The organism is Coprobacter secundus subsp. similis, from assembly GCF_015097275.1.
GTDB classification, from domain to species: Bacteria; Bacteroidota; Bacteroidia; order Bacteroidales; family Coprobacteraceae; genus Coprobacter; species Coprobacter secundus.
This window is the reverse complement of the sequence record NZ_AP023322.1, coordinates 1,378,318-1,404,421: the sequence shown is the minus strand read 5'-3', so window position 1 is coordinate 1,404,421 and position 26,104 is coordinate 1,378,318. Positions and strand designations below refer to the sequence as shown.

Here is a 26,104-nt window from a genome sequence, read left to right as displayed (position 1 = left end):
TCAAAGCTTCAGCCTTGATAGCTTGTAGCACGGACAGACAATTCTCTCGCGTCGGTACTTCGGCATACTGTCAGCTTTGGCTAATAGCAACGTGTTGCCATCAGCCAAGGATGTCTGTATGACGACAGACCATGTAACGCTTCGCAAAGGCGTGGGGCAAAGCAGTATAATTTAGAAGTAGATAGTAACGTATATCAGGCAAGAAGAGACAGTTGCGCAACGGACAAATCGGGCACTCCTGTCAGCATGACAAATGTGCCTTGTCCTTGCCGCAGGACACTGAGGCAGATTGGACGTAGCAGACATGTCTGCCACATTCAATATGCCTGAGTGGACAAGAACTGCCTCTTGTATAGCAGAAGAGAAATTGTAAAACAGTTGATTAGTGGTAAAGGTGGTATGGGTGGGCAGAATGGCATTACACGGACATTGCCGAAGCCCGATAATGGGACAGCCAGACAGCAATAAAGGCAGTTATCAGAAGTGTCAGTTTCTGATAGTGACATTGTTGGCTGCCTGTCACATGGGATTCGTGCGGTGTCCGTACAGTAATGCCGTTCTGAAGGTGTGGGGCGAAGCGATACAACGCACTTGGACGAAACCACCGCTTATAACAGAAAATATTTTGCAGTCAAAGAGAAGAAGAATAGTAAAGCAGGTGTGGGTGGGTAGTGAAGCTGTCGCAAGATTGACGGTCTGAATATCAAGGCGAGTGGATAGCCAGTAAAGGACACAATTATCAGAAGCCTCGGCTTCGGCATCTTGTGGCATAGATGGCAGTCCTCTCGCGTTCAGACCTTGGCATACTGTCTTTCTTGGCTAATAGCGACTTTGTCGCCATCAGCCGGGAATATCTGTATGCCAACCATCTTGGTGACGTTTCGCAAATGGTGAGGGACGAAGTGGTTAGAATAAAGGAAGACGGCGTTGCCGTTATGGTTAATAAATGCACATGGTTGTTATTAGAGAAGATTATCACACGCTATAACAGCAGATTGATGTCCCTGAGCAAAACAAAAGCGACCCGAAGGTCGCCTTGTTATGGAGAGGAAAGGCTATTTCTTGCCTTTCTTGGTTGCTGGCTTGGCCGGCTCTTCCGCAGGAGTCTCCTCCTTGTCGGGACACTCGTAGAACTTGGTTGCAACCATGATGATTCTGGAGTGCTTCACGCCATCCTTGTCTGTCCACTCCTCTGGCTTGAAGAAACCCTCGACGGTGAGCAACGTGCCCTTGGTGAGCTTGTCGAATGATTCGGTGTGCTCGTTCTTGCGCCATGCCTCCATATTCATGAAAGCCGATACGCGGTTGGTTTCCTCGCCGTTCTTCTCCTGACGGCCTACTGCCAATGAGAAGCGTGCTACGCTGGCGTTTGCGAACTGACGGATTTCTGCATCCTTACCTACGAAACCTGAAACTGTGAAGTTGTTCTCGATCTTTTTCATTTTGAATTGAATTTAAAAGTGAAACTTAATTTTTACATGCATTCAAAAGCAGGGATGTGGCACCATGTGGGAAGCACCATGAAAATCGTTCGCAATACTCTTTTTGTCGTTGGCGGTAAGGGAGAAAAAGGAAGATTACGCACTATTTTATTGGTCACAGCGATAGCGGCCACACAAGAAGGAGGAAGTCCTTCGCAGCATCACGCTACCTTTGCATGGTAAAAATAAGTGGCTTTCAAATAGCTCAATTCAGAAAAAGACGGGGCCAAACAATGGAACAAAGGTTGTAAGCAAGGAGGCAATCCGTATGCAACAGACAGGGGCACTGCTATGGCTGTATGCCTGGAGAAACGAAGCGGGAAATCCGACCTTACAGCTGTATCATCAGAAGAGTGAGGAGCATGAACACTGATGCACGATGAACGACAAGCCTAAGGGTCAGCTTAGCAATAGAGGCATCAAGCCAAAAGAGGACAGACATCAGAGGATTGGCGATAGCACTGTCATCATGCTAAGACCAAGTTCTGTGTCCGACAAGGAAGAGTCGCAAAAGACAGACGAGTAAAACCAAAAGGCGAAATGACCATTCCTATAACAAGGTACAGAGACGCTTAAAACGGCGAAGGGACTTTGGCGACGTATCGCTATACAGGTGTCGAAGCATCGCTTCTATAACAGGACTGGAGCAAGTGAGCAAACCGCACAACTTGCTCCCAAGGTATTTCAGTTACAACAGCCATAACCTCATTGGAGGATTGTCCTAAAAGAGTTTTTGCAGTCAAAGGAAGAAAGAGTCTGCAAGCCACATAGCCAACAGACTCTCTCCTGATTATTCACAGATGACAACATCATCCTTGTACTCCGTCACTTCCTTGCCGTTGATGAGCTGGACAATGACCTCACAACCCAAGTCCTCGACAATCGTTCCCTCTGTCTGACCTCTTCGGGGATAAAGCAAGGTGCAGAAACACCCTACAACGCCGTCCAACTGCTCCATGTCTATCGTTGCCATATCCGTTCCTCCTTGTTAGCCGAATGTGATTGGATTGATGCAGAAATTCGTGTCCTCTGCCTCATACTCGTATTCATTGATGAAGTCAATCATCTTCTGTTCGCTTCTTCCGTCCTGTGAGACACCAGTCTTCTCACACCACAACTTGATAGCATCACCAAAGGTGGAGTAAGCACCCTCACAATCCTCAAAGAGTTCTCCGTATGCAGTGACGTAGCACTCTTCGGGGAAGAAGTCGTTCTCATCGTGCGTATAGAAGATGTCGCAACCTGGCTCAACCTCTCGCCAACTGATTGAAAGTTCATCGCCAAGTGCCTTGTTCACCTCCTCAAAGAACAAGTCGCATGAAGACCAAGCACTTTCGGTGTCAAAGGACAAGAGGGCATAATCGTCTTCCACGTTCTCCTCATACTCTGCCCAATAGATGTGTCCTCTCACCGAGATGCCTTTCTTCTCGTAGTCAATGCCATAGTGTTCTGCCAAGAGATACAGATACACATTATTACTGTTCACCTCCAACTCTTGGAGTGTGTTCCAAAGGTCTGCCACGGCTTTGCGTGAGCCTGTCACCTTGTACTGAGTGTCGCAAATGTTAGCCATAAGATAAAATTTTTATTTTCTTCCCTTATGTAGAACCAACTACCATCGGGATTGATTAAAGAATTATGTTGCCCCAAAAGGTGTTATGGCTCATCAATGCAAGGTTTTGCCGTCAAATACTACCTCTGCCACAATCAGAGCGTGGAGATTTCACGGACAAACCACAGGCACCGACCTTGCAGGATGAACGCCATGACAGGTACCTTTGCAACACAATTCTTATCAAAGCCCGATGGGGTGGTACATGGCAGACTGCATGGTACAGCAGTGTGAAGTGACGTTATAGGTGGAGATAAGGCTATAAGAGGTTTTTGCAGTCAAAGGAGAAAAGAGTCCACAAAGTGCAGTATCTACAGGACAAAAACACTTTAGTTTACCTTGGTTAGCTCTTATATATATGCTAACCTAAAGTAAACTGTATATATGTCCGTCTAAAACCCGAAAACCGTACGGGTCAGCTTACGTCAGAAACAGAAGTATAGAACCATAGAAGTGGTTCAAGAAGTCTTTCTTCCTTTGACTGCAAAATATTATCTTTGCACGAATCATAATTGCCCTGTAGGATTTAATATAATTTAACACTCTTTGTTGAATGCAAGGAAGAACAGCTTCAATATGCTGAATATCAGTAGTATAACATTGTGTTAACCCTTAATCTGTAGAAAAGGATGTTATCATACAAAGTAATGTCCATTTGTACTTTTTCTATATGGTTTTATACTTACATTTGCATATCATTTGTATCTTGATAACAGTAACTAACTGATTATCAATATACTTTATATTTGAGGAGGTAAAATAAATTTTAAATTTAATATAGGGAACAGCGTGTAACTTAAATAGTTATACGCTGTTTTTTTATTTTCAGATTCTAATCTAATACTTTGCAGAACTGCTTTATGTGGAGAAATTTGATCCTGCCGAAACCTTTATAGAGGCTTTGGATGAATATGTTGAATATTATAATAGAAAGAGAATCAAAGTACAATTAAAAGAAAAGAGTTCGGTACAATATTGAACTCTCTCTATATATAACTGGGTAATGTTTAACCTATCTAACTTTTCGGGGGCACTTCAAAATGAGACAGTCTTATAAGTAAGGTTGCAAGTTGGGTTGTAAAATACATTATTTAGTCTTATTTTTTACTAGTGAAAAGGGAAAATAAGGGGACCTTTGAAGAAAGGTTCAATTTATAAATTTTTCATTTTTGGAATTTTATTTTGAGAGAATTTCTTTTATGTCTATGCTTTTGTCGGATACTTTTTTTACTGATTTTTATTGTAAATTTGTATCATTATAAATTTCTGATGATGATGTATATCCTATTGAAAGGTGGTACAAGAATATGGTCAGCTTCCCCAAATATTGAGAAGTTATGAAAAAATTGAAGGTTTGTTTGTTGTTGTTGGCTATTACAATTATATCCGTAGCACAGACATCTACAATTGAGACTCTCGCAGACACATTTGAGCGTGATACGCTAAATTATTCGTTGCGATTTGCCGGCCGACATCTTGTTGGTACACCCGTTTTGTCTGATAGTGCCGATGTGGCACATTTGAGCCATAAGGCTTTTTGGAGAGCGACAGCAGAGACTGTAGGTATGAATATCGGATTGTGGGCGTTTGATCGCTATGCCCTTAAAGGGCATTATGCTTATATATCATGGAACTCGATAAAGGAAAACTTCCGGCATGGTTTTGAATGGGACAATGATCATTTGGCTACAAATATGTTTGGTCATCCCTATCACGGTTCGATCTACTTTAATGCTGGACGAAGCAATGGTTTCAACTTCTGGCAGTCGGAACTGTTTGCCATTGGAGGAAGTGCCATGTGGGAGATGTTTATGGAATGTGAGTACCCTTCGACCAATGATATAATTGCAACACCCGTAGGTGGGGCGGCACTTGGCGAAATATTTTATCGAATGTCTGACCTCATTATCAACGATCGTTCATCAGGTGGTGAGCGTTTTGGTCGTGAACTGGCAACTTTTCTTGTCGACCCGATGCGAGGATTCACACGTATAGTGACGGGGCGTGCATGGGAACGTCGCTCTACTTCGGGACGACGTTTCGGTATACCGCCAATAAGCATCGACTTGTCGCTTGGAGGCAGATATATTACTCTATGGGACAATGATGAAGGCTCGCGAGCAGGAGTGACAGCCAAGATAAAAGTTGAATACGGTGACCGATATGTCGAGAATGCTCGGGTACCGTACGACTATTTCTCTTTTCTTTTGGAACTTCAGGGAATGAGGACCCAGCCTTTGCTCAGTCGCGTGGAGATAATGGGACGGCTATTGTCAAAGGAGCTCGTTAATTGGAAGAACCTGAATGTGAACATTGGACTTTATCAGCATTTCGACTTCTTTGATTCCGATACGATACGGCCCGAGCGATATATCTCGCACTTGTTTCCTTGTGCCGTACCCTATAAATTAGGCTCTCCTGCTACGGTCGGTGGAGGTGTTATGGCAAGATTCAAACCTTCACCTACTGTGGCATTCGATGGGTATCTTCACCTCAACGGAATTATTCTTGGTGGGATGTTGACGGATTTTTACCGCGATTACAACCGTAATTACAATTGGGGTTCAGGATTCTCAATCAAGGCGGCTCTCGGCTGGCAGTTGACCAATGATCGCGTATCGGTTTGTCTCGCCAATCAATTCTATAGGCTCTATACGTGGAAAGGATACGATCAAAATGTGGATTGGTCGCTGACACCAGAGGGTGCACCAGTCGATGTGCAAGGTGACAAGGCTAACTCAAGTTTCAACCATTTTGAGGTGGCAGTAAACTGCAGGCTTTGGCGTAACCTTTATCTCACCACTGGTTTCGATATGTATATCAGACATAGTAATTACGATGACCTGACTGTCGACAACACCGTCGGTCCCCGAATCGTAAGTAAACAACTCGGCACCAGCCTAATGCTTACCTATAAGCTGTAGGAGGTGAAATATCAATAACTGAATAAAAAAATTCTTACTAAATTTGGCATATGTAAACTTTTGTAATAACGATAAAAAATAATTGTGATACGGCCCTTTGTAACAATCTTCTTGTCGTGTCTCTTACTCTTGTGTTTGAGAGAGAAGGTCAGTAATACTATCTAAGATTTGCTTATCATCCACCATCGCTTGAAACTAGTTTTTCAAATGGGATAGGAGGAGGTGTTCCATTCTTTATTATCTACTTACAAGTTAGTAATGACCTGAAGTAATACAAAAAACGTTTTAGTTCTATACCTCGTTTTTCCAAATACCGATTTTGGTGATTAGTACCTACATGAAAGTAATGATGAACACCTCGCTTGGTATTAAAGAAGTGGATCTCATCACTAAGTAGCACGTTCCTTAATTGCATGTTATCTATATATACTATCGACTTTTCAACCATTCGAGCATTGTTGGATTTGTCTTGCGGTAAAGTTGTAAAGTCTTACGTATATCCCAGCCTACTGCATCGAAACCTTCGTCTGTCATAATTTCGATAACATCTCTGTTAAAATTGACGGTAAGATACCAATTAAGTGGATGTACATAGATAAAGCGTACATCCCAATCGGAATCAGGGGAAGAGAATCCCCATGCCCTGTTACCTGACTCTGCAGCGTAGAGTATTTTGACATTATATTGCACCTTTATCTTCTGTAGATGCTTAAGAATTTCTTCTCTTGTCATGCTCTTTAACGTTTAGTCTCCTTTTACCACCGCAAGAGGAGCAAGTTCTATAATAGGTTTTATCAAATCATTTTCAAATGCAATTACAGCCTCAATATCTTTGTAAGCACTTGGGGCTTCATCAAGTCCACTCTTACGCATACCATGGATTATACCTTGCTCATCCATACGACGGCACTCTTCTGAGAGGTCGAGAGTCTTGAAAGCAACTGAACGACTCATCTTTCTTCCAGCACCATGTGAGCAACTCATGAATGATTCTGGATTACCAAGACCTTCTACGATGTAAGACTTTGTACCCATCGAACCAGGAATAATACCAATCTCACCCTTAAATGCTCGTGTAGCACCCTTTCGATGAACAATTACATTCTTACCAAAGTGATTCTCCCAAGCGGCATAGTTGTGAGCGATGTTTATTATTGGTTCAAAGTTTACATTTGTGCAATTATCCATAAAACCTTGCTGAACTTGTTCCATCATAACCTTACGATTGGCAAAAGCTAGATGTTTACAATACTCCATTTCATGCATATAGTCTTTACCCACTTGCTCTTCTATGGGCAAGAATGCAAGTCCGGGTAGTGTATCTGCATACCAACGTTCGCAGAGTATCTCTGCCTGCTTATTGTAATAGTTGGCTACTGTGAGACCGACATGTCGGCTACCAGAGTGTATCATAATCCATACATCATCTTTCTTTGTATCTTTCTGAATTTCAATGAAATGATTCCCGCCTCCCAAAGTGCCAATCTCCTTGAGCATAGCAACTGTCTTATTCCTTAAGAAAGGGCATGCATCGAGATCGAGGTCAGGAAGAAGACTTTTATCCATGGCATTCTTTTGGTGGTCGAAGCCAAGAGGGATTGTTTTACGGATATGCTTCATGATGGCTTTGATTTGATTGACAGAAAGTTCTGAAGCCTTAAGATTGGTTTTCACAGCACACATTCCACAGCCAATATCCACGCCTACTGCGTTAGGGATAACTACACCTATAGTTGCAAGTACACCACCGATAGGCATGCCTTTGCCTGTGTGTGCATCAGGCATGATGGCTATGTGTTTGAAAGCGAATGGGAGTGATGCCAGACTGATAATCTGTGCCATACATGAATCCTCCACATCGTCAAGCCATAATTTTGCGGGTAATCTGGTACCCATAACTACTTTTTGTACCATAATCAATTAATTTTACTACAAAGTAAGGTTTATACTACGCCATCTATTGTCGTAGTTGAAAAATCTTTTTATCTTTATATAAAAATTATATATATGCCATTAAATAGAAATACATTGATACGGATTCGCACGATAGATACTTGTTTACATCGCAGACAAAGACTGTGGACATTGGAAGACCTTCGTCAGGCATGCGAAGACGCATTATATGACTATGAAGGTATTTCGAGTATTAGTACGCGTACTATCCAGCGTGATATAGAACTGATGCGTGGTGATAAACTCGGATACTATGCTCCCATTGTGGTGAAAGATAAGAAGTATTACACTTACGAAGACCCAAACTTCTCTATCACACAGCTACCTCTCACGAAACAGGATTTGGCGGAACTGAGCAGTGCTATGGATATTATCAAGCACTACAATGGTTTTCAAAGTATGGCGGGGCAAGAGGATATCTTAGCCCGTATGCAAGATCAAATTCAAACACAAGAGAGTCACCAACAAGTTATCTTCATCGAAACCAATGCTCGTCTCAAAGGATTAAATTTTCTCTCTAATCTCTATGACCACATCGTAAAGAAGAATCCTATCGTCGTTGACTATCGATCGTTCAACTCAAAACGTAATAACCGTTTCTATCTCTCTCCTTATTTATTAAAGGAGTTCAACAACCGTTGGTTTTTATTGGCCTACAGTAAAAAGATGAATGATATTCAGACTATCGCTTTAGATAGAATGTTGGCGGTATCGAAGGATGAGAAAGGAACTTATGTGGAAAATACTTTCTTCGATCCAAGTATATATCTTGATGAGATGGTAGGTGTTACACGCGACATACATTCCCAAAAGGAGGTTGTCACACTATGGGTGGATGCAGACCAAGCTCCTTATGTTCTAACCAAGCCCATGCATAGCAGTCAACGGTTGGTACAGGAGAACGAAGATGGCAGTATCATTCTGTCACTTGAAGTAATTCTTAATCTTGAACTGGAACGATTAATTCTTGGTTATGGCTGTCACATAGAAGTAAAAACGCCACGATTGTTGCGTCATCGTATAGCACAAGCTATCCTTTTGGCTGCAACGAGATATCAAATGTAAACACATTAATCTGACTTTGGAGATTTGACAGTTGCTATTAGTGTGACTTTGATGGAAACTATACTTTTCTTATCTTTTATTTGGAACAAGTTTGTGATATGTTTTATTTGAAAAAGTGCAATTTAGTTTGATATAAAATATTTGTAACGAGAAATATATGTTGAGAGGTAACATAACATTCTTAGAATCTGTAAGTAATCTGGTAGAATTTTCACTTCTTCGATATTAATGTTGAAGTCATATTTGATTTTATGATATTACTATAAATAAAAACACTCCGGGAATTTTCCTCCGGAGTGTTTTTAGACTTATTATGGCTAAACAGAAAATAACAAAGGTAAAACAGGAGCTTTTCACAAAGTCCCTGTTTTTTTGATCTATTCACAAAATAAGAGATACGTATACTTATTTTATCTTTTTATATCCATAAACAGCTAAATTCCCGAGTTCTTCTTCTATCCGTAATAGTTGGTTATATTTAGCCATTCTGTCTGAGCGGCTTAAAGAGCCGGTTTTTATTTGTCCACTATTTGTAGCAACGGCAATGTCGGCAATAGTTGTATCTTCTGTTTCTCCGGAACGATGGGATGTTACGGTTGTATAACCATTTCGGTGAGCCATTTCTATTGCATCTAAAGTTTCACTTAAAGATCCTATTTGGTTTACTTTAATCAGGATAGAATTGGCACAGCCTTGTTGGATTCCTTTAGCTAAAAATTCAACATTTGTGACAAACAGGTCATCTCCGACAAGTTGGCAACGGTTACCGATTCTTTCTGTAAGTTTCTTCCAACCTTCCCAGTCATTTTCGCTCATACCGTCTTCAATTGAATCTATCGGATATTTGTTTATTAAACTTTCGAGATAATCGATCTGTTCATTTGCTGTGCGTTTTTTCCCATTATTTCCTTCAAAAATAGTATAGTCATAAATTCCGTCTTTGTAAAATTCTGATGAAGCACAGTCCATACCTATCATGATATCTTTTCCAGGTTCATAGCCAGCAGCTTTAATTGCTGATATAATGCTTTCGATTGCATCTTCAGTTCCGTTAAGAGCTGGAGCGAAGCCTCCTTCATCTCCTACAGCAGTACTTAATCCTCTCTCATGAAGTACCTTCTTCAAAGCATGGAACACTTCTGCTCCCATGCGTAACCCTTCGTGGAAAGATGTTGCGCCTACCGGACGAATCATAAATTCTTGGAAAGCAATCGGAGCGTCACTGTGAGAACCTCCGTTGATAATATTCATCATGGGCACGGGCATTATATAAGTATTGGTACCACCGATATAACGGTATAAGGGAATGTCAAGATATTCGGCAGCAGCTTTAGCTACAGCTAAAGATACTCCTAAGATAGCATTAGCTCCCAAGTTCGATTTCGTTTTTGTACCATCCAATTGAAGCATTGCATTGTCTATAGCTCTTTGATTTAGAGCGGACATTCCGATAAGAGCAGGAGCAATGATGGTATTAATATTTTTGACAGCTTTTAGTACACCTTTTCCTCCATATCTTTTTTTATCGTTATCTCGTAATTCAAGAGCCTCATGCTCTCCAGTTGATGCTCCTGAAGGAACAGAAGCTCTACCTTTGACTCCGGATTCTAACCATACGTCTACTTCTATAGTAGGATTTCCTCTTGAATCAAGAATCTCTCGACCTAAAATTTTTTCAATTTTCATTTTGTAATAGTTTTAATATTATTTGATTGGGAATTCAATTTAATGAATAATTTTTAAATGAGAAATGAATATCGGATTTTTCTTCATATTTTTTTTGTATCGATATGAGATATTTAAGTTCATCTAATTCTTCATTGTGAAGGCAGCAATAAAAACCATTGATGGGCATTCGTAAAAATATTTTCCGGTTGTTTGGTATATCTTTATTCATCTCTTCATAATAAGATCCGTCAGTTTTTCTGATATAATTTTTGAAATAAAGAAATTCCTCAGTTGTAAAACGAAAAAATAAATTTCCGAATTCAAGTTGATATATTTTGCATCTATCACAGTAAGATAGTTGTCCGTTTGGAGATGTTTTTATAATATCCATAGTTTGATAATCGATATCTTTTATGTTGGCAAATGTCGGGGTTCTGTAATAAAAAGTCAATCCTTATTTGTAGCGATAATGATAATTATATATACCTGTTATTAGGTATTTGGCTTGACCCTACTTTTAGGGATATGAGGCTTTTATTTTCATTATTATTAGGGATTTAATCGCAATATTCCACTTACTATCTTTGTAGCATAACAAAATAAAATGTAATATGAAAAAAATAGTTATTTTTTATGGCTCGACAACTGGTCGGACCGAAGGTGTTGCTGAGAAAATTGCAGAAAAATTAGGTGTTCCGAGCAGTAATGTGTATAGTGCTTCTGATATAAAGAAAGTGGACATTGCAAGTTATGATGTTTTTATATTAGGAAGTTCTACATGGGGAGATGGGGAATTGCAAGACGACTGGTATGATGCTATAGAGATATTGAAAAACGAAAATTTGAAGGATAAAATAGTAGCATTATTCGGCTGTGGAGATTCTTATTCGTACGAAGATACATTCTGTGATGCAATGGGAATTCTTTATAAGGAATTAGAAAATACAGGATGTCGGTTTTGTGGTGCTGTAAGTACAGAAGGATATGGTTTTTCATCTTCATCTTCAGTAGTCGATGGAAAATTTGTAGGTCTTGCCTTAGATGAAGAAAATGAAGATAACAAGACTGATGAGCGTATTGATAATTGGGTGGAAGAATTGAAAAAATGTATTGGGTGACAGTAAATGTTATTTTTATGGATTAGGATATGAATGAACAGGTATATAACACTTTGTCCGTATATGGTCCCGGGATTCCCGGAGAAATTAGGATATTCCTTAATCATATTTATGAATTTAAAAAGGGGATTCGTAATATGGTACTCTATACGATAAACAAAAAATATGAGGGATTTGCTGTTAGGCGTTTAGAAAAGCAGAATATTTGTTTTCTCAAACAAGAAGTAAATGCCCATAAAATAAATTTGTTTTTTGGGAAAAAAGAATGTTTGGATGCAGTAAAGTTTATGCTGAATCGTCCTTTGAATCTTTTGACTCCAGAAGAAGATTTTATTTTGGGTGCAATGTTGGGATATGATATTTGCAGGCAATGTGAAAGATACTGTTCTCGAAAATCAGGACAATAAAGATTTTGGTTACGTTTTTTAGATTTTGATTTATTTGAGAAGGGAGAATAGAGTAGTGATATTCTATTTTGAAATGCTCGGTCTCTGTTAGAATATACAGAAACCGGGTATTTTTTATCTAAAGAAGAAGTTTTGAGAGAGGATTTTTTGAAATAATGTTATTTAGAAAAAGATTATTTTGTCTCTGTACAAAAGTTAAAGATTTATGTACAAAATCAATAGATAGAGTTTTTAACTTTTTTAATATTTGTAATTGTTAGGTAGAGCTTTACTGAAAAAGGCTGTTTGTTAACTTAAAAATAGATTATCATGAAAAAACAAAAACTAAATTTACTGAAACGTACTATTTGTTTCTTGATGGGTTTTATTCCTTGTCTCACATGTTTTGCTGTGTATGCAGATGAAGTTAATTATCCTGAACCTTTAACTCCCATTCATAATGAAGGTGATGTATTGTCGTTATATAGTAGCTCATTTAAAAAAAATGGTCTAAATAAAAAGCCTGTGGATGGTTGATATGTAATTACTGCATCAGAAAGACAAATTTTAGAGGTAAAAGATACAGATAAGAATAGTCAACTTCGGTTGGATTTTTCTGGAATGGATATTTCAGAGCAGACTCATTTCCATGTAGATGTTTATGCTGTAGATCAAGACCAGTTTACTTTTAATATGCGTAATGGTTCGGCATCGACGATGATGGGGCCTACAACTTTTATAAATAAAGTTCCTAAAGGTCAATGGATAAGATACGATTTTGCATTGAAGGAACTTGATGGATATGATAGTTTTGAGTTAACGAATTTGGGCCGGCTGTTTATTGGCTCGAGACATGCAAATTTTAAGGGAACGTATTATTTCGATAACCTTTATTTTTATAAAGTTGAGGAGGTTGAGCCAGAAGTAGATGCCATACGGGTTTTGAGTATAGGAAATAGTTTTTCGGAAGACGCTGTAGAAAATTATTTATATGATTTGGGACAAGCAGAAGAAACTAATTTTATTATAGGTAATATGTGCATTGATGGAGCTTCATTAGAGAATCATTGGAATAATGCAAATGAAGATTTAGGAGTTTACTCTTATCGGAAAATTGGTATTGCTGGAGAAAAGACTATAAATTTGAATATGAAATTATCTCAGGTTTTTTCTGATGAGAAATGGGACTATGTTGTTTTTCAACAAGATAGTAAGAATTCAGGAGTGTATGATAGCTATTTCCCATATTTAAATAATTTGCTGAATTATGCAAAGGAGAAATCGATAAATACCGATACAAAGTATGGTTTACATCTCACTTGGGCTTATGCTCAAGCATATACAAATGAGAGTTTTGAAATATATAACAGAAATCAGTTAGAAATGTATACGGCTATTGTTGATGCTGTAAATCGTGTTGCTCAGTCTGAAAATATAGATATTGTAATTCCTGTAGGGACAGCTATTCAGAATGCACGTACGAGTTTTTTGGGCGACAATCTGAATCGAGACAATCTACATTTGGATAAAAGTATAGGTCGTTATACAGCAGCTTGCACATGGTATGAAATATTAACAGGTAAGTCTGTTGTTAAAAATTTATATGCTCCAGGTAACATGACTCCTATAATGATAGAGATAGCACAGAATGCGGCCCATAATGCTGTATCAGCACCAAAGAATGTGACAGACATGAGTATTGATTATGTTTTGCCCGATTCTGAATTGTTTGAATTGGAAGCTCCGGTAAATATTGATTTTGGGTCAATTTTGACAGAAACACCTTGGAACAATATGTGTATGTTCGAAGTAGGTGCATATATACATGGAATGCTTAATATGGATGGTGAAATTACTCCTTTTAAGATAGAAAATAGAACTACGTTTGGAGGTGTCAATATAGATAACTCAGGAAATAGTTTGACTATATCTAACTGGCAACTTCCTGCAAAAGCGACATCTGATTCGTTTTGGGGAAATGCCGGAGAGCCGATTGACGGGACGGTAGTTGAGTCTGGTATATTTTTTGTATCAGGCCTTAATCCCCAAAAATGTTATGATTTTGTCATGTTTTCTTCTTGTACAGCTTCTGATTATCGAGAAGTTAGTTTTAAGGTAGTAGGGAAGAATGAAGGTATTGCTTATGTGAATAGTTCGGGTAATACGACAAAACAGGTTGTAGTGGAAAGTATTGTCCCTGATATAGATGGTACGGTAAAAATTGTTGTCGGTGCAGGACCTGATAATGATAATGCCAATAAAATGTATTATATCAATGCATTACAAATTAGACAAAATGATAAAATGATAACATCTTGTAATGGAGTAAATGTTGTAACTATTCGGGCATATCCTAATCCGGCTTTGGATGATATAAAAATATATGGACTTAATCCAAATGTTGTTTATGAATATCAGGTTGTAGGTATAGATGGTCGGATAGTCCAGACGGGTATTTATAATAATGATAATATAGATATAAGTTATTTAAGACCATCTTGTTATGTGATTGTTTTAGAAAACAAGATTACAAAGGAAAGATTACAATTTTCTTTTATAAAAGGAAAATATAAGTGATTTGATTGATAATCTTTGAAATGAGAAAATTATAATATAGACTTTCTATTGTGCAATTGTGTTTTGCATATAGAAAGTCTTTTTTAATAATTTGCTTTATGGAATAAATAATTTATTATATATATAATTTGAGGGGAACAAAAGAGTAATTTTTTGCTTTTTTTGTCTCAAAAATGTGATGATTATTTAATTTTGCTTCCAAATTATTGCTCATTATGAAAAAGGATTTATATATTATCTGTGTATTGTTGTTAGCTCTGTTTGGTCCTTTAGAATTGTCTGCTCAGGAATATGGTGTGAATAAGGGATATAAGGGGAGTGTTGAATTGGGATTTGCAGCGGGAGCTGGAACAGTAGGACATAATCGGGGTGAATTTATTCATGTCAGTGGATATCAGTTTAATAAATGGTTATCGGTTGGTGTAGGAGTTGGAATACAAGTTTGGCAGGTGACGCAGCAGGTTACGTTACCTTTATTTATTGATATAGAATCTATTTTTATGGAAAAGACTATATCTCCTTATATCAATCTTCGAACAGGGTACTGTTGGGGACTATCCCAAGATGAAATGCTCCCGAAGGATGGAGTTTATTTCAGCCCTACAGTAGGTTTCCGTTGGGGAATATCTTATAAGATGGCATTGAAATTAGGGGTCGGTTATTTAATGCAGAGTAGTGATATTTTACAAAATTATCATACGCTTAATCAATTTGAGGAGAAGATTTATTTTCATTCTCTTATAGCAAAAGTTGCTTTTGAGTTTTGATAGAAAGTAAAAAAATTTCATTTATCTTGAATAAACACTTCCGGCTCTTTTCTTTGTTTATATTTCTTAGAAAATTTTTTAGCTGCGAAATGGTATAACAATCCGCTGAATTTTCGGGCATGCTGTGGACAGACGGATATACAAGCTGTGCAGGATATGCAAAGTTGTTTGTTTGTATTTTTAGGATTATTCATGTCTATAGCGTGTACAGGACACATCTCTGAACATATACCACAGTAGTTGCAATTTTTATTTGTCGACGGAGTTATGGGCATTTTCGATATTTTGCGATAAGGAATATTCCCTTTTATATCTAATGTTTTGTAATTGTTGGGGTAAAAGTCCAGATATTTAAAACATTTTTTGCTGAAAGAATCTATTATTTCTATATCTTTTTTATCAGGACGGCTTTTGGCTACATCTGTAAAAATGGAGTGTTGAGCGATAAATGCAGCAGCTCCGATTATATTGAACCCTTGTGTTTCCAATGTATTTTTCAATTCGATAAGAGCATCTTCATAATCCCGATTGCCATATGAGACAATAACTATAGCTGGAGTATTCATACCATGTAGTTCTTTTAGTAGCTCTTTGCATAAAGACGGTATTCGTCCCGAAAATACAGGAAGTCCGATAATGAGAAGTTCGTTTGGGGAAAGTGTTTGATTTACCTTTCTCTGAGATAGAAGTGAATGGTATGAGACCTTCTCTTTGCGAAAGAAAGATGAGATTCTTTTTACTATTTTTTTTGTTGTACCCGATGGACTGAAATATATACTATAAACATTATTTATTTCCATAAATCTTCTTGTTAAAGAGGTAAAGTTATGAATTAATTGTAATATTTATAGTTCTCATAATTTTTCTATTGAACAAAAAAATCCGGCTAACTTATTATGTTAGCCGGATTTTTTTGTTCAATAGAAATTATATATTATTTCTTAATAAATGGTATTACAGCTATACCATTTGAGGTTTTGATTTTTGCCACATAGTAGCCAGCAGCTAAGTCTGCTACAGCTATTTGGGTGGTGGTAGAAGCTACTTTTATTTCACTGCCTTGAATATTTGTGATAGTTACATCACAAACTTCAGAGAAATTGAGTACGTCGGTAACCGGATTAGGATATACTTTTACATCTATCGTATTGACGGAAGAAGAGTTTATACCAGACAATCCAGATAGGGTATTCATACTTACAGCCAAAGTTGCTACTTCTGCCCCTGCTGTTGCTTTGCTTATAGCGACTTTTGCACCGGTCGAAGCAACTCCATTGATGCTGGTTCCTGCTTCTGTTGTTGTTAGGTCTGTAACATTTTGAGTGCCGAAATCATATGCTTTAAGTGTTGAAGTTTCATTGGTAGAATTTGTAGAACAAAGTATCAAAGCATTTCCAGCAGCTGCGTAGTTCAGGACATTTCCTTCTTCCCAAAAATAAGATTTTTGTGAGTCAGCTGTATTCTTGTTTAATAAGGTGAAGTATGGAGCCGAGCTATAGGTACTTGTTGCAGGAGCTTCTTCATTGAATACAAACTTTCCGTTGTAATTACCTGCAATAATCCAAGAATCCTCCTTTATTAAAATTTGATCAATAGTTTCATATCCGAAAGCCCAGAGTCTTACTTTATTTTCAGATTGAAAACTCTTATGGATATCTATATTTCCTTCTGCATTGATTTTGAAAACACAAATTCCTCTTTGGTATTCATACCATTCATCTGCTTCATTGTATTCATAGTTAAAATCTGTATTGAAAGATGATGTTCCAGCCATAACTTTTTGTTTTGCTGGAGCTATGAATGCGATATAAGTATTGTTTTCATTTGAGGTCATTGCAAATGAAGAAATACTCCAATCATCAATAGCATTTTCAGGAGTAATAGATGCAATTTCTTTTTGTAGATTTAAAGTGGAATTATCGAAAGATAGTATATGTGTAACACCGATAGCTGTTGTACTTTCAGATATAGTAGCTGTCGTACCAGAGAATTTTGATCCGTCTATTGTTGTTTCTCCTATAATATTTAATGCTAAGTATATGCTTCCGTTGTTAAGAGTTAACCCCATAGGCAAGACTTCATTTGTATATCCAGAATTATCATGTAAAAAGATTTTTCCTTCTTTTAGGATACCGTTAGTATCATATTTAGCTAAAAGAGTATTTGCATCTTGAGACCATAAAGCATGGTCATTTCCTGTCAATTTTTTTGATGTTCCATCTGTGCTTTGCAATATGACGCTTTCTCCATCGCTGCCTCCGGTAAGATAAAGGTTGCCTTCTGCATCTGTTGTCATGTAAGCGGGTGTTACATTTCCTTGCAGCGCTACAGCCCATTCCACTTTGCCGGTGTTATCTAATTTCGCCAAATAAGCACTATTTCCTATAGGTTCGAGTTCTGTATTCCCAATGGTGAAATATTCTGAGAATGAACCATATACATATGTATTCCCGTTGGCGTCAATATGTACAAGATCTTTAGCTGCAATATTATCTTTTCCTCTTAGTTCTCCTAATGAAGAACTCCAATCTTGAGTTATTTCTTGAGCGAAAGATAATGAGGCAACAGTTACCAGACAGATAAATAGTAAAATTTTCTTTTTCATACTGTTAAAATTTAAATGAATACTGAAATTTATTATTTGAAAAGAATTTCTGGAGTTTTTTCAGATAACTGTATTTTAAAAGTATTGTAAAATACAGTTATCTGAAAAATGTCTATAGAATTTCTAATTCATTTTTATATTTATAAATAAGGGTTAGCTTCTTTGGCTTCATCCGGAATTTTTATTGTTAGCTCGGGATAATTATCTTCAATACGGTAGGTTTGTCCTTCGTATTCTCGTGTTAATACTGGTCGTTTTTCTTTTTCCATTCTGCGAATATCGAACCAACGGTGACCTTCATATGAAAGTTCCAATTGGCGTTGCAGGTAAACTTCATCTAATAAGGCATCATCATCCATCGCATTGATGTCTATTTCTGCTTGTGTATAGGCTGCAGTTTGATATCGCTTTTCGAGCAATTTCAGTAATAGTGTTTTGCATATTTCCGGATGGTGATTTTTAAGTGCTGCTTCAGCTGCATTTAGGTATATTTCACCTACTCGGAAAGAACAACGATATTCACTTGAACCTCCTTTTATTAAGCTATATCCTCCAACTTCTGTTTTATAAAATTTTCTGGCTCGCTGGTCTTGCCCACTTGGTAGATATAAACTGTACAAAGTTTGAGGTACCAGTTTATCTACATTATTGTATGTCGAGGTCATATTCATTTCAAGGGCAACAATACTCTCTGACGAATTATAGGCATTTGGAAGTGTTCGTCCCGAGACCAGGTCGACAAGTTCGTTTTTCTTTGAGAGTACTCTTTCTGAGGCGTTATAGCAGTCTTCCCATTGTCCCATATAGAGATATACTCGCGAGCGAAGAGCATCTACCGATAATGTGTTAAACCTATAGTTGAGTCCGGTTTCCCACGTTTCAACGTTAAGCTTTTTTTCTGCATTATCTATATCAGACAGAACTGAAGCGTAAACTTCGGCAATGGAAGATGGTTTTAAGACTTCATCCATACTGCTGTTTAATTTCAGGGGTATCCCTGTGCTTGATGTTGCTGTTTCACTATTATAAGGAAGGGCGTATAAATTGACCAGAATAAAATGATTATATGCCCGCATCATATATGCTTCTCCTACGATTTGGTTGATTTCTGCTTCGGTTCCGTTTGTTATTGATTTTTCATTCTCAATAACGGTATTGGCTATGAATATCATTTTGTAATACTGTGCCCAATCAAAATAGGTTGTAGCCCCTGAAGGGTTTACGTTATTCCATAACCAAAGGTCCAGAAATGAGTCTTTATCATAGGAATCTAAATTTTTTGATGTCATATCGATTTCATCGGAAATAAAAGCTGTCAATCCTCTCGAACTCGGCATCAAATAATAAGCTTCTGTCATAAGTTCTCGGTAATCTTGTGCTGTTTCGGGGATAACCCGCCCGGTAGGAGTGATATCGAGAAAGTTGTCACATCCGGTAGTTACCAAGAGTGAGATTATTAATAATATGGATGTTAATTTCTTCATAACTTATGTATTTGTTTTGTTTAGAAATTAAGATTCAGAGTAAGTGTTACTGATTTAGGTATAGGTTGTGCATATTCGTTACCCATTGTTTCAGGATCGAGATAATTGGTATAGTCAGCAGCCCATACGAGTAAATTTCGGCCTTCAAGTGATATAGTACCGGAAGTCATCTTGAATATATTCAATATGCTTTCAGGTAATCGATATCCTACGCGGATACTTTGTAAACGCATGTAGTCGGCTTTTTTTACCCACAAATCCAAATAGCGGTCTACATACAGGCTCTCATAAGCATAATAATCAGCTTTTCGCTTATCATCAGGCATCAATGTCGGGAATACGGTATTTGTATTGGTCGGAGTCCAACGGTTCAAAATGTCTCTATTTGTGTTCATGCCCCGGTCAAAAAGAGTAGGGGAGTAAGATGGAGATGTTTGTACCACGTGGCCAAGGTTGAAAATACAGTTGATTCCGATTTCGAATCTTTTGATTCTGAAAGTATTGAAAAAACCTCCCGTCCATACAGGTTCTGTTGTTCCTGCATATTTGTACCGGTTTCTTCTTTCTTCTACAGAAAGGTTTGAAGCATAAGACCCATTTTCGGTTGTTTTTATATTAAAATATTCTTCGGCGGAAACTTTGTTTCCAGTACTGGTTATAAATAGAGGATAACCTTCGCTGTCGAGACCTCCGAACGGATAAGCAAATATAGAACCGACTGCATAACCTCTAAGCGATGGAGTCAATTGGGTTTCCGGAGTACTGATTTCCAGTATTTTGTTTTGGTTATAAGCGATATTAAATGTCGTATGCCAATCGAAATTTTTCATTTTGATATTATGCGTATTCAGGCTCAATTCGACACCTTGATTCTTCATCGATGCCCAATTGATTGTAGTTGACGAGAACCCTGTTTCCAATGGTAACATTTGTGTCCCGATTAGGTCTACCCCTTTACGGAAATAATAATCTCCCGTGAGGTTGATACGGTTGTTTAATACGGAAAAATCAAATCCTACGTTCGAGGAGTGAGTTTTTTCCCAACGTAATTTTTCATTGGGGGGGGATGATATCGATATAACTTCTTCTGTTGTTCCCGGCAAGATAGTTCTATTTTCATATTTCCCAAGAATTTTAGGTGAAGTGTTCTTGTCGATGTTGCCTTGTAGCCCGTAAGATGCTCGGATAGCCAGATTGTCTATCCATTCTATACCATTCATAAACGATTCAGATGAGATGCGCCATAGCCCGCTGACAGAGTATAGAGGAAGATAGCGGTATTTCTTGTCTACCCCGAAAAGGTCAGAACCGTCGAATCGGATACTGGCACCTAACGTATATCGATGTCGAAATGAATAGGAAAAAGTTGCAAATCCTGAAACATAAGCATTCTCCGTTTCACTGACGGTACTTAATGGAAATGTTGAAGAATGTCGCTCTTCAGGAAATAGAATCGGTTTGGATTGCATTGTTTTCCGGTCATATCCGTATGCAGCATCATATAATGATTTATACCATGTTTTGCGGATTTCGGTTCCTAACATAGCTTCTATCTCATGTTCATTCCGTATGTTTTTTCTGAATTCACCCATAGCTTTCCATGTTACTTGCGAGCTTTCTGTGTCTGTTTGCTTGTGAAAACCTCCGTCTGGCAGATAAGAGGCTCCATTTACAATAGAGCGAAGTTTGTCTTTCCGAATTGAATAACTATCTTTATCTGCAATTTTTTCTATTGTACTTTTATCTACCTGCAAACCTACTTGAGAGGTAAGTTTGAACATTGAATTGATTTTTAGTTCCACATCGAAAAGGCTTTTAAATGATTGTGATGTATTTTCGTGGGATGTATTGGCTCGTTCTTCGAAAATGTTGAAATCTGCGTTTCGGTCATCACCTTTACCTTGTACATTGTCATCATATACGTAGTTATGATTTTCATCATATACCAATTGGTATGGGTTGGCTCTCCGGGAATAGTATGTCGGACTTGAGAAACTATCTGCATCTGTCAAAAACGAATTATTTTTCATTTGATTGGCAAATACACTTGCTCCGAATTTCAAGTGTTTGTTTACTTTATAAGTCGTTTTTCCTGTAAAGTTGAAGCGACTGGCATCTACACCTATAACATTCCCTTTTTCAGTATAATAACCTAAAGATGTATAATAGGTAGCTCGGTCGCTACCACCGGATATACTTAAGTTGTATTCTTGATTAAATGCATCCCGGAAGAGAATATCGTTCCAGTCTGTCGTTGTATTACGCAGTCGATTGATAGCTGCTTGTGCATCAGAAGAAATAGCATTGAATCCTCCGTTTTTGAATGCATCCATTTGCCCATATTGTTGCAATATTTGAGATACACCACCTTTCTCTTCACGATAAGTATAGTCTGACTGCAGTAAATCCATTTCTAACTGAACTTTCTCGTCTGAGTTTAGAAGATTGAGCCTATCTATGTTAACGTTTGGCGTATAAGAAAGTTTGGTAGAGAATGAAACTTGAGTTTTCCCTTTTTTACCGCTTTTAGTAGTAATGACGATTACCCCATTAGCAGCTCTGGCCCCATATATAGCTGTTGCAGCAGCATCTTTTAATACGGTGATATCTTCTATATCATTGGGATTGATTCCGGCAATAGAAGTATTGTAAATATTATCTATATCTTGTAGTTCTTCCATTTTGGGAATATCTGTTCCTTCGAGAGGAAGTCCATCAAGTACCCATAATGGATCTTGAGTTCCATTAATAGAAGATGTTCCCCGAATTCTTATTTTAACGGGGGCTCCAGGGGCACCGGTAGAAGTTACGGCAGATAGCCCTGCTATCTGACCTGCTAAAACTTGGTCGATAGAGTGGGTGTTGCCAATCAACTCATCTGTAATTTTAACTTTAGATATGGCAGATGTCAATTTTCGGCGTTCAATGTTCTGATAGCCGGTAACGACAATGTTGTCGAGCTCATAAGAAGATGGTTCGAGATGGATGTTGTAGAAAGTCTCTTTTCCAAGTTTGATTTCCTTTTGATTATGTCCCAAATAACTGCAATAAATACGGGTAATACCATCGGGTACATTGATAATGAAACTGCCGTCGATAGCGGTCATTACTCCTATCGATTCTTTTTGATGGTTTATTTTTTTCAGATCGTCAGTTGATACAAATACAGATGCACCTATGAGGGGAAGGTTGTCTCCATCAGAGGTTACAAGCCCTTTGATCTCGCGTGTAGCCGCGAATATCGACGTAGTATAAACCATCAGGACTAAAATAAATAAAATCTTTTTCATCTGGCAAAATCTGTATGTCCGGGAAATTGTTATTTCATCGGACGGTTATAATTATTTTTTTCTTTAAGGATAATTTTTATATCCCTATTTTGGAAAGGATAACTCAATATTTCCGAATATTAAATTCGGAAATATTACTTGTTATTCAATCTATTTTATTATACATCTGTTTATTTATTCAATCCTAATCCTGTATTGATACGCAAGAGAACATCAGTATAATGATAGCGCGCTGCTAAATCGGATGTTGAATTAACTCGCTTTTGTAACAGGTCTCTAATGCGAAGTAATTCTCCTCGTTTTACTGATACAGCATCAGATGTGCGATTCGACTGTCCGCTGTAAAAATTGACATTACGTACAGAATGTTCGTCTTTTCCTTCAAGGTGCTGACCGTAACAAGGTAGTACAAGATCTTGCAGACCTGTGCCTACTAGTTTAGGTGCACTTTTGGTTGTGGCTTCTTCTTGTGCTGCAACTAAAAGTGCGTCAACAAAACCTTTTTGTAAAGCTCTCATATTAGCATCGGGTATGCCTCCTCTTTCGGTAATGCCGAATATGTGTTTATGCATCATATCTAACATTTCGATAGCAGTGAAAGCCTTTTTCCCATTCAATTTTTCGTTTTCAATCATACGGACGATACGGTTATTGGTCAATAAATCCCAGAAAATATAACCATGCATGTTTTTCAGCGTATATGACGGAGAATTTTCAATAGCTCCAATAACGGAGTTCTGAATGGGGAATGTATATTTGTTGATTTCAGCATTTAGTAGCCAATCTGGACTGGTCAACACCTCATCAAGTAAAAACTGTACGGCTTCCTTTTGCCTGTTTTTTTCAACAAAGGCGTATGTTTCTTGTCCATCACCAATGGCTGTATTTTCGAGATACATACCACCGATATTAGAGAGTACATGGTAAGCATAGAGATTCCATTGTCCGATGATTGCATTATATAGCCGTCCGGCATCCATGTAAGTTTGGCCTTTCTCTCCAGTTGTAGTCCATTCTATAATATGAGGCATGATTCGTTTGATATTGGCCATACCGAATCGAGCCGCCTTTACATTATCATCACCCAAATCTTCAATCATAGCTCTTGGATCAGTAGCTTCTCGCATTGATTGAGCATCTGCAAACCTATATAATGGTCCGGTATGTTTACTCAGAAACTCATAGATAGCGTCTTTTTCTTCATCAGGAGACTGTATATCCCTCCAACGATATCCGAACTCAATTGCAAATATGTCGTAAGGACCGATGTGCGGAGCAAGATGGGTCACTCCGTCTCCGGGCTGTGTTACATAATTATATCGAGCATAATCCATAATAGAGGATGCTGTTGAGTTCATCTTGTCTGTAAATGTTTTTGACCGTAACGAATCGGTTGGATAAGCAGCCGAGGCAATCATGTTATGGCGTAACCCTAAAGAGTGTCCTATCTCGTGGCAGGCGACAAAACGCATAGCGTCTCCCATAAGGCTGTCTGGTAGTAAGCATTGTTGTGCGGCCGGATTTACAGCTCCGGTTTGTATCGTAATCCAGTTTTTTAGTATAGCAATTACGTTGTGCCACCAGATTACATCAGCTTCGATGATTTCACCTGAACGGGGATCGTATGTCGATGGTCCCATAGCATTCGATTCTGCCGAAGCGACATAGTTGATAACAGAGTAATTTATATCATCTTCATCTGCGGCAACGCTATCAGGTAGTTCTTTGGCAATAATTGCATTTTTGAATCCGGCTTTTTCAAATGCTACTTGCCAATCTTCTACTCCTTGCTTGATGTATTTTCTCCATTGTATAGGAGTTGTTTTATCAATATAAAATACGATAGGCTTTACTGGCTCTACCAATTCTCCACGCAAATAAGCATCTTTGTCTTCCGGTTTGGGTTCGAGTCTCCAGCGGGTAATCAATTTTCGAGAATCCAATTTTTGTTGCTTATCACTGAAAAATAGTTGAGGGACATAAAAGTATCCGACTAAAGGTGATGTGTAACGTCCAATCATAGGTTTCTCCGGTAACAAGACAATAGACGAACTGACTTCTGCCGTTACATTACTGATCTGATTGAATTCTTTTACATGTGTTGTCAATTCAGATATAACGACGACATTATTTTCAAAAGCCTTAGTTTTAACAATTCTCGACAGGTTTTTATCGATTGAAGAGCTTATATTTAAATTGGGGAAAAAACGGTTAATAGGTGAGTCCCCATTATAAATATCATTTATTTTAATGACAAAAGCTGTTGTATCTTTGTTATATGCTTCTATCTTAAATCCTGTCATTAATGGTGATATATAATTTTCATCAACAGATTTCCCGATAGCATCACCATCAGGATATTGAGGTTTAGGCTGTATTTCACGGACAAGGATTTTATTATCATCCTTATTCCATTCAAAACGCACCAATTCTGTCTGGTAGTTAATCCCTTTATTTATTCCGGCGTCATTTACAACTGCGGGGACTTTGGTCAACTTATTTACAATCAGCATGTCCCGATTGAGTAACTTTATCGGGATTTCGAAATAATAATCATTTTTCTTTTTGTGGATGCGAAACATCCCTTCTTGTGTAATAGTTTCTGACCCAACAATTTTCCCATAATCATTTTTTGATTTGGTTGTATCGCTTTTGGCTGAAACATCTCCTTTTTTTGATTTTCTGGATTTTTTACCCTTTTTTCTGAATATATTAAGTTGGGTTTCTTCTTGTTGTGAATGTATTGTATTATTATCAACAAGGAGGTCTCCTGCATAGCAAGACCCTATAACTGAGAACATAATTCCCCACAAGATAAACTTGCTTTTCTTCATATTTGAGTTAGTGTTTAAGTTAATTCTTCTTGTTTTTTGACTTAATGCGATATTTAATTTAGTAATTTAATTGAATAATTTTCTTTCAATTTATTATATAACATTTTTATAAACCTACCAATTCCAATCTTTTTCAAAAGGCAAAAGTATGTATAGTTTTTTTTATTTGCAAATAATTGTTGCTATTTTTATGTATTTTCAATCAAAATGATGTTCTTAAAGCTTTTTACCGACAAAAGTTTATCGAAAATATTTTTTTTATGTCAAAAAATAATAGTAAAGTTTAAAGGGATATATAGAATAAAAAATTGTCATATACATTAAATATGCAAGTGATTTT

General features: G+C 37.6%; 21 protein-coding genes and 1 pseudogene. 10 read left to right on the top strand and 12 right to left on the bottom strand.

What is annotated here, in order from left to right:
* Positions 1-385: 385 nt before the first annotated feature.
* Positions 386-700 (top strand): hypothetical protein, encoded by a 315-nt coding sequence (locus Cop2CBH44_RS05515; protein WP_224204806.1) that lies wholly within the window; start codon positions 386-388, stop codon positions 698-700.
* A gap of 355 nt (positions 701-1,055) precedes the next feature.
* On the opposite strand, the gene Cop2CBH44_RS05510 is transcribed toward Cop2CBH44_RS05515, so the two are convergent.
* The 3 genes from Cop2CBH44_RS05510 to Cop2CBH44_RS05495 form a co-directional block, all read right to left on the bottom strand.
* Positions 1,056-1,442, bottom strand: coding sequence for a single-stranded DNA-binding protein (locus Cop2CBH44_RS05510; RefSeq protein WP_004319910.1), 387 nt, complete (start codon positions 1,440-1,442; stop codon positions 1,056-1,058).
* An 829-nt stretch (positions 1,443-2,271) separates the two neighbouring features.
* A complete protein-coding gene (locus Cop2CBH44_RS05500) occupies positions 2,272-2,454 on the bottom strand; it encodes a hypothetical protein (protein WP_004319908.1) in 183 nt (60 codons plus the stop codon).
* A gap of 15 nt (positions 2,455-2,469) precedes the next feature.
* Positions 2,470-3,054 carry a hypothetical protein gene (locus Cop2CBH44_RS05495; protein WP_005816332.1) on the bottom strand — a complete coding sequence of 195 codons (585 nt, stop codon included), beginning with the start codon at positions 3,052-3,054 and terminating at the stop codon, positions 2,470-2,472.
* Positions 3,055-3,119: 65 nt separating this feature from the next.
* Between Cop2CBH44_RS05495 and Cop2CBH44_RS05490 the strand changes: the two genes are divergently transcribed.
* From Cop2CBH44_RS05490 to Cop2CBH44_RS05480, 3 genes are all read left to right on the top strand, one after another.
* On the top strand, positions 3,120-3,332 hold the full coding sequence (locus Cop2CBH44_RS05490; RefSeq protein ID WP_007837487.1) for a hypothetical protein: 213 nt from the start codon (positions 3,120-3,122) through the stop codon (positions 3,330-3,332).
* A gap of 623 nt (positions 3,333-3,955) precedes the next feature.
* Positions 3,956-4,072: an IS3 family transposase gene (locus Cop2CBH44_RS16700; protein WP_157256284.1), complete on the top strand. Its 117-nt coding sequence runs from the start codon at positions 3,956-3,958 to the stop codon at positions 4,070-4,072.
* Positions 4,073-4,430: 358 nt separating this feature from the next.
* On the top strand, positions 4,431-6,017 hold the full coding sequence (locus Cop2CBH44_RS05480) for a DUF3943 domain-containing protein (protein ID WP_200755700.1): 1,587 nt from the start codon (positions 4,431-4,433) through the stop codon (positions 6,015-6,017).
* Positions 6,018-6,258: 241 nt separating this feature from the next.
* Here Cop2CBH44_RS05480 and Cop2CBH44_RS16695 read toward each other — a convergent pair.
* A pseudogene (locus Cop2CBH44_RS16695) lies at positions 6,259-6,749 on the bottom strand (nucleotidyltransferase domain-containing protein).
* 12 nt (positions 6,750-6,761) lie between these two features.
* The gene (locus Cop2CBH44_RS05465) at positions 6,762-7,931 is read right to left on the bottom strand and encodes an RtcB family protein (protein WP_021931526.1); all 1,170 of its coding nucleotides are present in this window, start codon (positions 7,929-7,931) and stop codon (positions 6,762-6,764) included.
* A 93-nt stretch (positions 7,932-8,024) separates the two neighbouring features.
* On the opposite strand from Cop2CBH44_RS05465, the gene Cop2CBH44_RS05460 reads away from it, so the two are divergent.
* Positions 8,025-9,035: a helix-turn-helix transcriptional regulator gene (locus Cop2CBH44_RS05460; protein ID WP_021931527.1), complete on the top strand. Its 1,011-nt coding sequence runs from the start codon at positions 8,025-8,027 to the stop codon at positions 9,033-9,035.
* Positions 9,036-9,440: 405 nt separating this feature from the next.
* On the opposite strand, the gene eno is transcribed toward Cop2CBH44_RS05460, so the two are convergent.
* Together eno and Cop2CBH44_RS16690 are read right to left on the bottom strand one after the other, a co-directional pair.
* Complete coding sequence (gene eno / locus Cop2CBH44_RS05455; RefSeq protein ID WP_021931528.1) at positions 9,441-10,721, bottom strand: phosphopyruvate hydratase; 1,281 nt, start codon at positions 10,719-10,721, stop codon at positions 9,441-9,443.
* Between the two features lie 34 nt (positions 10,722-10,755).
* The gene (locus Cop2CBH44_RS16690) at positions 10,756-11,094 is read right to left on the bottom strand and encodes a DUF6686 family protein (RefSeq protein WP_353939351.1); all 339 of its coding nucleotides are present in this window, start codon (positions 11,092-11,094) and stop codon (positions 10,756-10,758) included.
* 220 nt (positions 11,095-11,314) lie between these two features.
* Here Cop2CBH44_RS16690 and fldA point away from each other — a divergent pair, with 220 nt between their 5' ends.
* The 5 genes from fldA to Cop2CBH44_RS05430 all read left to right on the top strand — a co-directional run bounded on the left by fldA (position 11,315) and on the right by Cop2CBH44_RS05430 (position 15,551).
* Positions 11,315-11,821: a flavodoxin FldA gene (gene fldA, locus Cop2CBH44_RS05450; protein ID WP_021931530.1), complete on the top strand. Its 507-nt coding sequence runs from the start codon at positions 11,315-11,317 to the stop codon at positions 11,819-11,821.
* 29 nt (positions 11,822-11,850) lie between these two features.
* Positions 11,851-12,228, top strand: coding sequence for a DUF2023 family protein (locus Cop2CBH44_RS05445; RefSeq protein WP_021931531.1), 378 nt, complete (start codon positions 11,851-11,853; stop codon positions 12,226-12,228).
* Between the two features lie 309 nt (positions 12,229-12,537).
* On the top strand, positions 12,538-12,744 hold the full coding sequence (locus Cop2CBH44_RS05440; protein WP_200755698.1) for a hypothetical protein: 207 nt from the start codon (positions 12,538-12,540) through the stop codon (positions 12,742-12,744).
* A gap of 84 nt (positions 12,745-12,828) precedes the next feature.
* Positions 12,829-14,784 carry a DUF4886 domain-containing protein gene (locus Cop2CBH44_RS05435; RefSeq protein WP_200755697.1) on the top strand — a complete coding sequence of 652 codons (1,956 nt, stop codon included), beginning with the start codon at positions 12,829-12,831 and terminating at the stop codon, positions 14,782-14,784.
* Between the two features lie 215 nt (positions 14,785-14,999).
* On the top strand, positions 15,000-15,551 hold the full coding sequence (locus tag Cop2CBH44_RS05430) for a hypothetical protein (RefSeq protein ID WP_200755696.1): 552 nt from the start codon (positions 15,000-15,002) through the stop codon (positions 15,549-15,551).
* Positions 15,552-15,568: 17 nt separating this feature from the next.
* On the opposite strand, the gene Cop2CBH44_RS05425 is transcribed toward Cop2CBH44_RS05430, so the two are convergent.
* The 5 genes from Cop2CBH44_RS05425 to Cop2CBH44_RS05405 all read right to left on the bottom strand — a co-directional run bounded on the left by Cop2CBH44_RS05425 (position 15,569) and on the right by Cop2CBH44_RS05405 (position 25,764).
* Complete coding sequence (locus tag Cop2CBH44_RS05425; protein ID WP_200755695.1) at positions 15,569-16,351, bottom strand: EFR1 family ferrodoxin; 783 nt, start codon at positions 16,349-16,351, stop codon at positions 15,569-15,571.
* A 134-nt stretch (positions 16,352-16,485) separates the two neighbouring features.
* Positions 16,486-18,156: a T9SS type A sorting domain-containing protein gene (locus Cop2CBH44_RS05420; RefSeq protein WP_200755694.1), complete on the bottom strand. Its 1,671-nt coding sequence runs from the start codon at positions 18,154-18,156 to the stop codon at positions 16,486-16,488.
* Between the two features lie 140 nt (positions 18,157-18,296).
* Positions 18,297-19,640: a RagB/SusD family nutrient uptake outer membrane protein gene (locus Cop2CBH44_RS05415; protein WP_200755693.1), complete on the bottom strand. Its 1,344-nt coding sequence runs from the start codon at positions 19,638-19,640 to the stop codon at positions 18,297-18,299.
* Between the two features lie 20 nt (positions 19,641-19,660).
* Positions 19,661-22,930: a SusC/RagA family TonB-linked outer membrane protein gene (locus Cop2CBH44_RS05410; RefSeq protein ID WP_200755692.1), complete on the bottom strand. Its 3,270-nt coding sequence runs from the start codon at positions 22,928-22,930 to the stop codon at positions 19,661-19,663.
* 170 nt (positions 22,931-23,100) lie between these two features.
* Positions 23,101-25,764, bottom strand: coding sequence for a zinc-dependent metalloprotease (locus Cop2CBH44_RS05405; RefSeq protein WP_200755691.1), 2,664 nt, complete (start codon positions 25,762-25,764; stop codon positions 23,101-23,103).
* Between the last annotated feature and the right edge of the window lie 340 nt (positions 25,765-26,104).